Raw genomic sequence first — 12,837 nt, forward strand, 5'->3', positions numbered from 1 at the left:
CCATTATCGGATAAACCACAACAGGCGACAACAGGTTAACTGTAAGGTTATTACGGGTTGACGAAGGTTTTTTTCACCCGCGTCGAACGCTTGAAGTAAGGCACCAGCAGCGCAGCCGCCAGCAGCGGGAAGAGCAGCTGACGAACGGCCAGAGCGTCGGAAACCGGTGAAAAAGCAAACGCCTTTACCGCCAGCAGCACCGAAATGAGCAGCCAGATAATGTAGTGTTTCGGTACACTCTTGCGGCGTTTAAAGAACGCAATGGTGAGCCACAGCGTGTAGTACCACATGGCGATCGCGAAAACGAAAGACACAAACCACATCGCAATATTAAGCACGCTTTGCGACATCAGGGTCTGGATTGCATGAGGTGTAATCAGTGCTGTAGTGTAAAGCAACAGCGCAAGTGAGGCGCTTAATAAGGCAACCAGCAGCCATGCCAGTGGGGCGATTAACCAGCCTCCAATTCTTTCTCCAGGCGTTGCGGTCATGAACTCTCCCATAAGTCTGCGCGAAATGTTGTACAGCCAGTTTGCAGGGCGGAGAGTATATAACATTTCGCGCGGATGGCTACTTTCTTATAAAACGTAACGCCATACAGATTTAGGCACTTCACCGACGTTGAACAAACGGCCACCAGAGACAAGCTCCGCACGGCGATGGTCAGCGGCGCGATACATATTAATGATGTCCTGATTATCCGACAGCGTGTAGTTCAGATGGTCAAACAGTTTTTCCAGGCTCTCAAGGGAATTGATCTTGCGAAATTTTAATAAATAGTCCTGAACTGTCATGTTAATAAGTTTCCATATAAAAGTGAGTAATACCATTAAAGGTAATTCGTTCGAATAATAAACGGATTAATAAAGACGTAAACAGCCCACTCAGGTAACGCGACGAAATTAGGAGTTTTCTTTGCTGAAAGATTCAGGCATCGACTGATGCCTGGAAGAGAAGGTTAACCGTGTTCAACACGACTGGCAATAAGTAACTGACATATTATGTCACTCTTTATTGCAGCCCGGGCTACTTCGGTTGCGCGACAGTGACAGGCTCCGGCGGCTGGTAGTTATCGATATGACTGGCAACGCCGAGCAAAATGACCGAAACCCCAAGAACAATCCATCCCGCTAATTCAATGATTCTATTAATAATTGACGTCATGATTCGTGTTTGTAATTTATCCATAAATACAGATTGCAAATGTTACAGTGCTGTTTCTGTCACGGCAAGCGCTTTGGGAACGTTTCCCCTAAGCAAAATCAGAAGGTTACATTAATGTAACAAAAACAACCGGCACAGGATGCTATTCTAAGTCATATGGCACATTATTAATCTGTAGTGACACCAGGATAGCCAGTGTGAAATAAGAACATCACATGAGAGGGCAACACTATGAGTGATAGCATCCGTGTCGGGCTTATTGGTTACGGGTATGCAAGTAAAACATTTCACGCGCCTCTGATTGCCGGAACGCCGGGAATGACGCTGGCGGCGGTTTCAAGCAGCGATGCAACCAAAGTGCATGCAGACTGGCCCACCGTTCCGGTGGTCTCTGAGCCCAAACATCTTTTCAACGATCCAGATATTGATTTAATTGTTATCCCCACCCCGAACGACACGCACTTTCCGCTGGCGAAGGCCGCACTGGAAGCCGCTAAGCATGTGGTTGTCGATAAACCCTTTACCGTGACGTTGTCACAGGCGCGTGAACTGGATGCGCTGGCAAGAAGTTCTGGCAGACTGCTGTCGGTATTCCACAACCGACGCTGGGACAGCGATTTTCTGACGGTAAAAGCGCTCCTCAGCGAGGGGACACTGGGGGAAATTGTTTATTTTGAATCGCATTTTGACCGTTTCCGTCCCCAGGTGCGTAACCGCTGGCGGGAACTGGCGGGGCCGGGTAGCGGTATCTGGTACGATTTAGCCCCGCATCTGCTCGACCAGACCGTGAATCTGTTTGGCCTGCCGGTAAGCATGACGGTTGATCTGGCTCAGCTCAGGCCTGGCGCACAAACGACGGATTACTTTCACGCAATCTTAAGTTACCCGCAGCGCCGTGTCGTGCTTCACGGAACGATGCTGGCCGCCGCAGAATCTGCGCGGTATATCCTCCACGGTACGCGGGGGAGCTACGTGAAGTTTGGTCTGGATCCGCAGGAAGACCGTCTGAAAAACGGGGAGCGTTTACCGCAGGAAGACTGGGGTTACGACATGCGGGATGGCGTAGTGACTCGTGTTGAAGGTGAGGAGATGGTTGAGGAAACGCTGCTGACTCTGCCGGGTAACTATCCCGCGTTTTATGCCTCTGTCCGTGATGCGCTGAACGGTGTCGGGGAAAACCCGATTCCGGCCAGTCAGGCTATCCAGATTATGGAGCTGATCGAACTGGGGATTGAATCCGCCAAACATCGCGCGACGCTTTGTCTGGCGTAGATCCTTGCAGGCCGGGTACGCGCAGTGCGACCCGGCAATAATGTTACTTCTGAGCGACCTTCTCGCGTAGCGCCTGTTTCTCCGCTGGTGTTAAGAAGGCACTTTCCAGCCCGTTAATTTGTGCCTGACGGATCTGCTCGCGGCTCAGCCCCGCCTGCGGTGCAGCGATGTTGTATTCGTGGATAATATCCACCCCCTGAACGGCCGGATCGTCGGTGTTCAGCGAGGCCAGAACGCCATGCTCCAGGAACGTTTTCAGCGGATGCTGCGCCAGCGTTGGCACCGTGCTGGTCTGGATGTTGGAGGTCAGGCAAGATTCAATGCCAATGCGCTGTTCTGCAAGGAAATCCATCAGCGCGCGATCTTCTACTGCCTTCACGCCGTGGCCAATACGCTCGGCACCCAGTTCACGGATCGCCTGCCAGATACTTTCCGGGCCTGCCGCTTCGCCTGCATGAACGGTGATATGCCAGCCTGCATCGCGTGCGCGGTTGAAATGAGAGAGGAACAGATGACCCGGGAAGCCCAGCTCGTCACCGGCCAGATCGACGGCGGTGATCTGGTCACGATGTGCCAGCAGCGCTTCCAGTTCCTGCAGGCAGGCCGCTTCACCGAACGTACGGCTCATAATGCCAATCAGACGCGCCTGTACATCGAAGGCTTTGCACCCTTCGCGCACGCCTTCAATCACGGCTTCCACCACACCTGCAACCGGCAGGTTGTGGTTCATTGCCATATAACCTGGCGAGAAGCGCAGTTCGACATAATGCAGGCCGTTACGGGCAGCATCTTCAATGTTCTCAAAGGCGACACGGCGGCAGGCGTCCAGCGAGGCCAGCATTTTCACGCCCCAGTCGAGCTTGCTCAGAAAACTGACCAGATCCGGTTCATTTGAGGTGACCTGAACGTGAGGGATCAAGGTTTCAAGCGTTTGAGCAGGAAGAGTTAAATTGAACTGGCGGCCAAGATCGAGAATGGTTTGGGCACGAATGTTACCGTCAAGGTGACGATGAATATCAGTTAAAGGAAGGCTTGTATCAATCATGGTCGCACTCTTTTCTGGTTAAAGTGCGTCATATTATAAAAACAAAACGGGGTAAAAATCCATTTGCGCAATGGAATATTCCGTTGCGCAAATGCGTTACAGAAGGGTGTTCACCCCGGAAATAAGCCGCTTCACCCCTTGTTCCAGCTTACTGCGCGGGCAACCCGCATTGAGGCGAATAAAACCGTTACCCTCTTTTCCATAGGTATATCCCGGCATGATGGCGACTTTTTCCTGCTCAATCAGCACTTTTTGCAGCGCCTGCTCATCAATGTTTAACGGGCGTAAATCAATCCACGCAAGATAGGTGGCCTCAGGTGGCTGCCAGTTTAATTTCGGAAAAGTACTGTTCAATTCATGAGCGATATAACGCAAATTCTCTTCCAGGTAAGCCCGCAATGCATCCAGCCACGGCTCACCCTGTTGATAGGCGGCAATATGCGCGGTCAGCGCCAGCACGGAAGGGGAAGAGAGCCCGTCACGGCCTTTTAGCGCACTCAGGTAGCCATGACGGCTGTCGTCATCGCCAATAAGGCCGTATGCGCCCGTCAACGCCGGAATATTAAAGCTCTTGGAGCCAGAAGTCAGCAGTGCCCATTTGCCACGGGCAACCTCGTTCCACGGGGTATGACGATGCTCTCCCCACACCATGTCCATATGAATTTCATCGCTGATCACCGCCACATCATAACGTGCGCAAAGATCTGCCATGAGGGTCAGTTCATCGCGCGTCCATACCTTGCCCGTCGGGTTTTGTGGGCTGCACAGCAGCAGGATTTTGTTTTCCGGTTTTGCCAGTGCGGCCTCAAGCGCGGCCATATTACCCTGCCAGCCGGTAGCCTGTTTCTCCATCGCAACTGCAACCACATTACGTGCATTACCCTCGATGGCTTTATAAAAAGCATCATACGCCGGGGTATGAACGACGACACCGTCGCCGGGTTTTGACCAGAAACGAATCAGTTCGGACACCATATAGATAACGGAAGGTCCGTAAACGACAGTATCGGTATTGATACAGCTGTTAAAACGTTGATGGAACCAGTGCGCGACGGCGGCCAGAAACTCATCGTTTTTCCAGCGGCTATAGCCAAACACGCCGTGATTGATTCGCTGGTGCAGCGCGTCGGTAATGCAGGGGGCGGTGGCGAAATCCATATCGGAGATGGTGAAAGGCAGCAGGTCTGCGGCACCAAAGCGGTCAGCGACATAATCCCACTGGGTACACCAGGTGCCGTGACGATCCACTACGGATGAAAAATCAAACATGACTTTAATCCTTAAAGTAAAACCCCCTCGTGCTGAGGGGGGAAGATATCAGGCTTCTACTGTACGCATCAGGGTGGTCAGTTCGTCTTTCACTGACTGTACCTGCGGGCCGATGACCACCTGCAAATTATGCTGATTTAACTGTACCACGCCGATGGCCCGGTTGGCTTTCAGGGCATTGGTATCAACTTTGGACATATCTGCCACCGACAAACGCAGACGGGTGATGCAGTTGTCCAGCGAGGTAATGTTATCCGCACCGCCCAGCGCCGCGAGGATAGCAGGGGTGTTATAGCCCGATTTGCCCACCGTACCGGCAACCGCCTGTTCAACGCTGGTGGCGGAGTCGGTATCACGGCCCGGCGTTTTCAGGTTAAAGCGGGTGATGGAGAAGCGGAAGATAGCGTAGTACACCGCGAACCAGATAGCGGCCACCACCGGTACCAGGTACCATTTGGTGGAGAGGCCGTGCAGGATCCCGAACACCACGAAGTCAATCACGTTGCCGTCAGTATTACCGATAGTCACGCCCAGGATGGCCATCGTGGTAAAGCCCAGACCGGTCAACACGGCGTGGATGAGGTACAGCACTGGCGCGACGAACAGGAATTCGATTGGCTCCGTGGTGCCGCCCACGACGCAGGCGATCACACCGGAAATCAGCAGCCCTTTAATTTTATGACGGTTTTCCGGGCGGGCACAGTGGTACATTGCCAGCGCGGCACCCGGCAGACCGCCCAGGAAGGCTGGCATTTTACCCTGAGACAGGAAGCGGGTCGCACTCTCGGAGAAGCCGTGCGTTGTCGGACAGCTGAGCTGAGCCTGGAAGATGGTCAGCGCACCGCTCACATCGTGTCCACACACATCCATCGTTCCGCCTGCTTCGGTAAAGCGAATCAGGGCCACCAGAATATGTTGCAGACCGAATGGCAACAGCAGGCGCTCGCCGGTACCGAAGATCATCGGGCCAAAATCACCGGCACCGTTAATGATGCGACCAATACCGTTGATACCCAGCGCGAAGACCGGCCAAATCAGGGGGATGATCAGACCAAACAGCCCCATTACGACGAGTGTGATGATCGGAACAAAGCGGGTGCCGCCAAAGAATGCCAGCGCATCAGGCAGACGGATGTTGTGGAAACGCTCGTGCAGCATCCAGATGATCACACCTGCGATCACGGCACCGAGGATCCCGGTATCAATGGACTGAATACCAATCACGCTCTGGATGTTGTTGGCTTTCAGGATGGCAGCATCGGTCGTTGGCAGAATGCCTTTCGCGGTCAGCCAGAAGTTGACCGCAAGGTTCATGACCGCGTAACCGACGAAGCCGGCAAATGCGGCCACGCCTTTGTTTTCACGTGCCAGACCCAATGGGATAGCGATACAGAACATGACCGGCAGGAAGCTAAACGCAAAGGAGCCGACTTTACTCATCCAGATAAAAATCGCCTGCAGCACAGGGTTGCCAAGGAATGGGATCAGCGTGATGACATCATTACTGCTCAGCGAACTGCCGATCCCGAGCATGATCCCGCAGAAAGAGAGTAGTGCCACGGGCAGCATAAAGGTTTTACCCAGTTGCTGGAAAAACTCCCACAGCGATATTTTTTGTGCCGCTTTTGCCGTCATAAAACGACTCCTTTATTGTTAAAATCGGTTTATCTGCTTCAATGCTGCGAGAAGATAAAACGTTTTATCAAAGTTTAGTGCGCGATAAATCACATTCTCAGGCTTTGACTGGTAGTATAAAGATAACGTTTTGATAAAACGTTTTACCGATCTCATTATCAGGGAGTCACGCCACCACATGGCTGTAGCGAAAAAGATAACCATCAACGATGTCGCGCTGGCGGCGGGCGTTTCTGTTAGCACCGTTTCACTGGTGCTGAGCGGGAAAGGGCGCATCTCTCCCGCGACCGGTCAGCGGGTTAACGAGGCCGTTGAGCAACTGGGCTTTGTGCGTAACCGTCAGGCATCGGCACTGCGCGGCGGGCAAAGTGGCGTGATTGGTTTGATCGTCCGTGACCTGACTTCTCCGTTTTACGCAGAACTGACCGCCGGGTTGACGGAAGCGCTTGAAGCGCAGGGGCGAATGGTCTTTTTACTGCACGGTGGGCGTGAGCCCGATCAACTGCTTCAGCGTCTGGATATGCTGCTGACACAGGGCGTTGACGGAGTGATCATCGCCGGGGCGTCGGGTGTGGGGAGCGAGTTGTGTGAGCGCGCCGCCCAGAAAGGGGTTCCGCTGGTGTTTGCTTCGCGCGCCAGTTATCTGGACGAGGCCGATACGCTGCGTCCGGACAATATGCAGGCCGCACAAATGTTGACCGAGCATCTTATTCGACGCGGTCATCAACGCATTGCCTGGCTTGGGGGTAAAAGCTCGTCCCTTACGCGCGCCGAACGGGTGGGCGGTTACTGCGCAACGTTAATCAAATACGGGCTACCGTTCCACAGCGAATGGGTGGTGGAATGCGAATCCAGCCAGAAAAAAGCGGCAGAAGCGATGAGCACATTATTACGTAGCAGCCCGACGATAAGTGCCGTGATTTGCTATAACGACGTGATTGCGATGGGGGCCTGGTTTGGCTTGATCCGCGCCGGGCGTCAGAGCGGTGAGGGCGGTGTTGAAACGTTCTTCGGCCATCAGGTTGCGCTGGGCGCATTTGCCGATGTTGGTGAAAATGCGCTGGACGATCTGCCAATCGTCTGGGCTATCACGCCTGCACGCGAGATGGGTTACACGCTGGCCGACAGGATCATGCAGCGTATCGAGAAAACAGATGTCCTGGCCGGACACCAGATTGTAGCGGCACGGCTGGTGACGGTGAAATAGCGTCCGGCCAATTGCCCCATTCCGCAGGGCGGTAGAAAAAATCTGTCATTCGTACATAGCTCACATTTGACCAACTAAATATGCACTGAATGGAAAAACCTTTTGATTGCTAAGCAAAATTCAGTCCATATTATAGCCTTGTACATATCATGGATAATTTAAGGATAAGAATATGCCAGCGGTAATTGATAAAGCACTGGATTTTATTAATGGAATGAATACATCATCTTCAGCGCCTCACCCGATGGATGAAAGTACGGCTAAGGGCATTTTCAAGTATCTTAATGAGTTAGGGGCTCCGGCCAGTGCAGCTGATGTTTTTGCCCGGGGCGCTCAGGAAGGCTGGAACCCCGGGTTTACGAAAACATTAGCGGGATGGGCAGAACGAATTGAGTCCGGTGAGCGTGTCATTATTAAAAACCCTGAGTACTTTTCGTCCTATATGAAGGAAGAACTGCGTGCACTGGTGTGAACGCAGGGGGTTGGATTCGTATTAATTACCACCCGGCAATAAAAAACCCCTCAAAGAGGGGTTTTTCAGATTACTGCTGTGGTGCAACCGGTTCTGCAGGTGCATCCGGTGCAGCCTGATCCGGGACATCCAGAGCTGGCATACCAAACATCCCGACAAACTCATCCAGCGGCATTTTATCGCCGTTGAGCGTCACCTGGCCGTTGGCATACTGCAGGCTGGCTGAAATGGTGTTGTTTTCCAGCTTCGTGATGCGGAACATCTGGCCCATTGCCGCCAGGCCTTTCACCTGTTGGTTTGCCAGCTTACCGGCATCTTCATCACCGTAACCTTCAAGCTTCGCGACCTGAGTCATCAACTCGGTCGCCATGTCCATCGGGATGGTCAGCTTGCTGTCGAGAGACTTCACGGTGCGATCCACTTCCTCTGCCAGAGTTTGCGGCTCACCGGTTACGGTTGCCGGGTCTTTCAGGAGCAGAGACAGGTTAAAGTTGGTTTCGCCTTTGCTGTTTTTCCAGCTCAGAGGAGCGACGGTGATCGTCGGTTCACCTTTCAGCAGGATTGGCAGATTGTTGAACAACACCGCGATCACCTGTTGCTGATAAACCTCCGGGTTTTGCTGCAGGGCGGTATCAGTCAGCAACGCCTGGCTCTCTTTGCTGTATTTCTGACTAAACTCATGCCACGCCTGGCCGTCGATATTGCCGATTTTCAGCGACAACTTGCCGGTACCCAGATCCTGGTTCTGTACTTTCAGGCTTTTCAGGGTGTAGTCGAGCTGAGTATTGATACTCTTGCCGTCTTTAGAAACGTCGGATTTACCATCCAGATCCATACCTTCCAGAACAGCCAGCTCTTTACCTTCAACCGCGATAGCGATCTTATCGACAGAGATTTTCTGGTCGCCAATACGCTCTTTAAAATCAGTCATCCGGCTGTTGCCGTCGGCTTTCAGGCTATTGAAGGTGAGTTGAACTTTTTGATCGTATTCGTTGACAGCATTAACCTGACCACTTTGCGCCTCACCAGTCAGTAAGAACACATTTCCATCGCGGTCAGCACTCACATTGAAGTTGCCGCCGCTGAAGGTGACCTTCTCGTTACCGTTTTCATAGTTCAGCGCTTTCAGGGCAATATCAGAACTGGTGTCACCGGAATAGCTGATGCGGGTATTAATATCGAAAGGAGATTCATTTTTTGCCAGGTCGAACAACGGTTTGGTTAAATCGTTATTTACCAGCACGGTATGCACCGACGCCATCGACGGGATCAGGTTCAAGGATTTTAACTGCGCCAGCGGGAGCGGGCCGTGGCTTACCGTTTCATCCAGCACTACGCTTTGGCCAGGCTTCAGCCAGGAATTTGCGTTACCAGCAACGGGCTTCACAACGACCTGCATATGGCTGCTAAACACGCCACGCTGATAATTCTGATAGCTTAGCTCGACACCCGCCTCCGGCGCGCTACGTTTAAGTTCTCCGTTAGCCTGTGCCACCATCTCTGCCAGGCGGGTTTCCAGTTGTTTACCGGTAAACCAGGAGGCTCCCGACCAGACCACACCTAAAGCAACAATCACTCCAACCGCTACGACCGATTTTTTCATTGCGACTATCCCTAAAATGAAACCAGGCGGTAGAGACCGCCTGGTGATATAAAGTCTGCAACTAGCTTAGCAAGAGTTGTTAAGAAATTCAGTAAGTGCTTATAGCTTATTGAAAACACGCGCCAGACGGCCAGTGCCACTAATGCCGATCGGAGATTCATTTGCCGCAACAAATGCCGACTCGCCCGGTTTCAGCACCAGGCGTTGTTCTCCCTTATGCAATACCGCTTCGCCCTCCACGCAGAACAGAATAGCAGCGCTCTCCTGAGCAACCGGCGTTTCTGTTGCGCTCAGATCGTGCAGCGAGAAGGCAAAATCATCCACCGGGATCGGGAAGTCCAGCTCTGTACCATTTTTGACCGGCTGGGTCAGCAGCTCAGCAGCAGGTTTTGCCACGAACTTGACGTTAGCCACCAGTTCAGGGATGTCGATGTATTTTGGCGTCAGACCCGCGCGCAGGACGTTATCAGAGTTAGCCATCACCTCCAGCGCCACACCCTGCAGGTAGGCGTGCGGAGTCTCGGCAAACAGGAACATTGCTTCGCCCGGGTTCAGCTTCACCACGTTCAGCAGCAGCGGGGAGAACAGGCCGCTGTCGTCCGGGTAGAACTCAGAAATGACGCGAATGGTATCCCACGGCTCACCCTGTTGGCTGTTGAGGGCTGCTTTCAGCACTGCCAGCGCGTGAGTTTTTTCCTCACCCTGCATGTTAAGCAGGCTGGCGAACAGTTGGCCCAGACTTTCTGCATTCGGGTTTTCGAGGAAGTGCGAAATAGCGCTGTTGGCACCTGAAACCGGCTGCAGCAGAGTGATAATATCTGAGAATTCGCGGAACGCGTTCATCGCCAGGAAGGGGGTGAGGGCGAAGACCAGTTCCGGTTTATGGTTCGGATCTTTGTAGTTTCGCTCGGCGGCGTCTAACGGGATACCCGCTGCGTTCTCTTTCGCAAAACCCATTTCAGACGCTTTTTTGTTTGGATGTACCTGGATGGAGAGCGGCTGGTCGGCGCACAGCACTTTAAACAGGAACGGCAGTTCGCCAAAACGGCTGGCAACCTTGCTGCCCAGGAGTGTAGCTTTGTCAGCATCAATCACGTCGCGCAGACTTTGTACCTGGCCGTTTGCGTCCTCAATTTTTGAGCTGCTCTTCGGGTGTGCGCCCATCCACAGCTCTGCCATCGGCAGATTGCCTGGATTCGCGATCCCGTAGAGATCCGTTAACGCAGTTTTACTTCCCCAGGCGTAGTTTTGCACTGAGTTGATGAGTTTTTGCATTATCAAGCCCTGATTCAAATGTGAAATAAACTTCGGGTATTAAAGCAATAAACCGCACGGAAGTAACCTGCGCATGTAAAAAGTCGTACTAGTCTCAGTTTTTGTTAAAAAATTGTGTAGGATAAGCTAACTCGCTTTTAAGCGGGCAGCGGAACATCTGCCCAAATAATCAGACTGAAGCAGTAAGTGAGAGAACAATGTCGACCAAACCCTTTTATTATCAGGATCCTTTTCCCCTCAGTAAGGATCATACCGAGTATTACCTGTTAACCCGCGATCACGTTTCTGTTTCTGAGTTCGAAGGACAGGAGATCCTCAAAGTGGATCCGCAAGCGCTGACGTTACTGGCGCAGCACGCTTTCCACGATGCCTCGTTTATGCTCCGCCCCGCACACCAGCAGCAGGTTGCTGATATCCTGAGTGACCCGCAGGCCAGCGAAAACGACAAGTACGTGGCCCTGCAGTTCCTGCGTAACTCCGATATCGCGGCAAAAGGCATTCTGCCAACCTGCCAAGACACCGGCACGGCGATCATCGTCGGTAAAAAAGGCCAGCGCGTCTGGACGGGCGGCGGCGATGAAGCGGCGCTGGCGCACGGTGTTTACAACACCTACACCGAAGACAACCTGCGCTACTCTCAGAACGCGGCGCTGGACATGTACAAAGAGGTCAACACCGGCACCAACCTGCCAGCGCAGATTGATCTCTACAGCGTTGACGGTGACGAATACAAATTCCTCTGCATCGCCAAAGGTGGCGGTTCAGCTAACAAAACTTACCTCTACCAGGAAACCAAAGCGCTGCTCACGCCGGGCAAGCTGAAGAGCTATCTGGTTGAGAAAATGCGCACCCTCGGCACTGCGGCGTGCCCGCCGTACCATATCGCGTTTGTGATTGGCGGTACGTCAGCAGAAAGCACCCTGAAAACGGTGAAGCTGGCCTCGACCAAATATTACGACGGCCTGCCAACGGAAGGGAACGAGCACGGTCAGGCGTTCCGCGATGTTCAGCTCGAACAGGAACTGTTACAGGAAGCGCAGAATCTGGGGCTTGGCGCGCAGTTTGGCGGTAAATACTTCGCCCACGATATCCGCGTTGTTCGTCTGCCGCGCCACGGCGCATCCTGTCCGGTAGGGATGGGCGTCTCGTGCTCAGCGGATCGTAACATCAAGGCGAAGATCAACCGCGAAGGCGTCTGGATCGAAAAACTGGAGAACAACCCGGGCAAGTATATTCCTGAAGCACTGCGTAAAGCGGGTGAGGGCGAAGCAGTGCGCGTCGACCTGAACCGTCCGATGAGTGACATTCTGGCGCAGCTTTCTCAGTATCCGGTTTCGACACGACTCTCCCTGAACGGGACGATTATCGTGGGGCGCGACATTGCGCATGCGAAGCTGAAAGAGCGTCTGGATAACGGTGAAGGTCTGCCGCAGTACATTAAAGATCACCCAATCTATTATGCAGGCCCGGCGAAAACCCCGGAAGGTTATGCCTCTGGTTCGTTAGGCCCAACCACTGCAGGTCGTATGGACTCTTACGTTGACCAGCTTCAGGCCAACGGCGGCAGCATGATCATGCTCGCGAAAGGTAACCGTAGCCAGCAGGTCACGGATGCGTGCCATAAGCATGGCGGCTTCTATCTGGGCAGCATCGGCGGCCCGGCAGCGGTGCTGGCACAGGGCAGTATCAAGAGCCTGGAGTGCGTGGAATACCCGGAACTGGGTATGGAAGCTATCTGGAAAATTGAAGTGGAAGACTTCCCGGCGTTTATCCTGGTGGATGACAAAGGCAATGACTTCTTCAAACAGATCCAGTCTTCGCAGTGTTCGGCGTGCGTGAAGTAGTTTGACAAATACCGGGTGGTGCTAACGCCACCCGGTACATTAAAGAGCGCA

General features: G+C 53.1%; 12 protein-coding genes. 4 read left to right on the plus strand and 8 right to left on the minus strand.

What is annotated here, in order from left to right:
• Positions 1-50: 50 nt before the first annotated feature.
• The 3 genes from HV318_RS01550 to blr form a co-directional block, all read right to left on the minus strand.
• Positions 51-491 carry a DUF2569 domain-containing protein gene (locus HV318_RS01550; RefSeq protein WP_182271236.1) on the minus strand — a complete coding sequence of 147 codons (441 nt, stop codon included), beginning with the start codon at positions 489-491 and terminating at the stop codon, positions 51-53.
• Positions 492-578: 87 nt separating this feature from the next.
• Positions 579-794, minus strand: a complete 216-nt coding sequence (gene ydgT, locus HV318_RS01555) for a transcription modulator YdgT (RefSeq protein ID WP_013096896.1) — start codon at positions 792-794, stop codon at positions 579-581.
• A gap of 232 nt (positions 795-1,026) precedes the next feature.
• Complete coding sequence (gene blr, locus HV318_RS01560) at positions 1,027-1,152, minus strand: division septum protein Blr (RefSeq protein WP_168112406.1); 126 nt, start codon at positions 1,150-1,152, stop codon at positions 1,027-1,029.
• Positions 1,153-1,395: 243 nt separating this feature from the next.
• Here blr and HV318_RS01565 point away from each other — a divergent pair, with 243 nt between their 5' ends.
• On the plus strand, positions 1,396-2,436 hold the full coding sequence (locus HV318_RS01565; RefSeq protein ID WP_182271237.1) for an oxidoreductase: 1,041 nt from the start codon (positions 1,396-1,398) through the stop codon (positions 2,434-2,436).
• Positions 2,437-2,479: 43 nt separating this feature from the next.
• On the opposite strand, the gene add is transcribed toward HV318_RS01565, so the two are convergent.
• The 3 genes from add to malX form a co-directional block, all read right to left on the minus strand.
• A complete protein-coding gene (gene add, locus HV318_RS01570; RefSeq protein ID WP_182271238.1) occupies positions 2,480-3,481 on the minus strand; it encodes an adenosine deaminase in 1,002 nt (333 codons plus the stop codon).
• Positions 3,482-3,577: 96 nt separating this feature from the next.
• Positions 3,578-4,750 carry a MalY/PatB family protein gene (locus HV318_RS01575; RefSeq protein WP_182271239.1) on the minus strand — a complete coding sequence of 391 codons (1,173 nt, stop codon included), beginning with the start codon at positions 4,748-4,750 and terminating at the stop codon, positions 3,578-3,580.
• Positions 4,751-4,798: 48 nt separating this feature from the next.
• On the minus strand, positions 4,799-6,385 hold the full coding sequence (malX, locus tag HV318_RS01580; RefSeq protein ID WP_182271240.1) for a maltose/glucose-specific PTS transporter subunit IIBC: 1,587 nt from the start codon (positions 6,383-6,385) through the stop codon (positions 4,799-4,801).
• A gap of 178 nt (positions 6,386-6,563) precedes the next feature.
• Between malX and HV318_RS01585 the strand changes: the two genes are divergently transcribed.
• On the plus strand, positions 6,564-7,592 hold the full coding sequence (locus HV318_RS01585; RefSeq protein ID WP_182271241.1) for a Mal regulon transcriptional regulator MalI: 1,029 nt from the start codon (positions 6,564-6,566) through the stop codon (positions 7,590-7,592).
• Between the two features lie 172 nt (positions 7,593-7,764).
• Complete coding sequence (locus tag HV318_RS01590; protein WP_182271242.1) at positions 7,765-8,064, plus strand: DUF1889 family protein; 300 nt, start codon at positions 7,765-7,767, stop codon at positions 8,062-8,064.
• Positions 8,065-8,134: 70 nt separating this feature from the next.
• Here HV318_RS01590 and HV318_RS01595 read toward each other — a convergent pair whose 3' ends face one another.
• On the minus strand, positions 8,135-9,667 hold the full coding sequence (locus HV318_RS01595) for a YdgA family protein (RefSeq protein ID WP_182271243.1): 1,533 nt from the start codon (positions 9,665-9,667) through the stop codon (positions 8,135-8,137).
• 99 nt (positions 9,668-9,766) lie between these two features.
• Complete coding sequence (manA, locus tag HV318_RS01600) at positions 9,767-10,942, minus strand: mannose-6-phosphate isomerase (protein WP_182271244.1); 1,176 nt, start codon at positions 10,940-10,942, stop codon at positions 9,767-9,769.
• Between the two features lie 197 nt (positions 10,943-11,139).
• On the opposite strand from manA, the gene fumA reads away from it, so the two are divergent.
• Entirely contained in the window at positions 11,140-12,786 is a 1,647-nt protein-coding gene (gene fumA, locus HV318_RS01605; RefSeq protein WP_182271245.1) for a class I fumarate hydratase FumA, read from the plus strand.
• Positions 12,787-12,837: the final 51 nt, after the last annotated feature.

Source organism: Enterobacter sp. RHBSTW-00901, assembly GCF_014103115.1.
Taxonomy (GTDB): domain Bacteria; phylum Pseudomonadota; class Gammaproteobacteria; order Enterobacterales; family Enterobacteriaceae; genus Enterobacter; species Enterobacter cloacae_P.

Excerpts from the sequence above, each read along its gene's own strand:
- HV318_RS01550 (WP_182271236.1), bottom strand. The coding sequence starts at position 491 with ATGACCGCAACGCCTGGAGAAAGAATTGGAGGCTGGTTAATCGCCCCA.
- ydgT (WP_013096896.1), bottom strand. The coding sequence starts at position 794 with ATGACAGTTCAGGACTATTTATTAAAATTTCGCAAGATCAATTCCCTT.
- HV318_RS01565 (WP_182271237.1), top strand. The coding sequence starts at position 1,396 with ATGAGTGATAGCATCCGTGTCGGGCTTATTGGTTACGGGTATGCAAGT.
- add (WP_182271238.1), bottom strand. The coding sequence starts at position 3,481 with ATGATTGATACAAGCCTTCCTTTAACTGATATTCATCGTCACCTTGAC.
- HV318_RS01575 (WP_182271239.1), bottom strand. The coding sequence starts at position 4,750 with ATGTTTGATTTTTCATCCGTAGTGGATCGTCACGGCACCTGGTGTACC.
- malX (WP_182271240.1), bottom strand. The coding sequence starts at position 6,385 with ATGACGGCAAAAGCGGCACAAAAAATATCGCTGTGGGAGTTTTTCCAG.
- HV318_RS01585 (WP_182271241.1), top strand. The coding sequence starts at position 6,564 with ATGGCTGTAGCGAAAAAGATAACCATCAACGATGTCGCGCTGGCGGCG.
- HV318_RS01590 (WP_182271242.1), top strand. The coding sequence starts at position 7,765 with ATGCCAGCGGTAATTGATAAAGCACTGGATTTTATTAATGGAATGAAT.
- HV318_RS01595 (WP_182271243.1), bottom strand. The coding sequence starts at position 9,667 with ATGAAAAAATCGGTCGTAGCGGTTGGAGTGATTGTTGCTTTAGGTGTG.
- manA (WP_182271244.1), bottom strand. The coding sequence starts at position 10,942 with ATGCAAAAACTCATCAACTCAGTGCAAAACTACGCCTGGGGAAGTAAA.
- fumA (WP_182271245.1), top strand. The coding sequence starts at position 11,140 with ATGTCGACCAAACCCTTTTATTATCAGGATCCTTTTCCCCTCAGTAAG.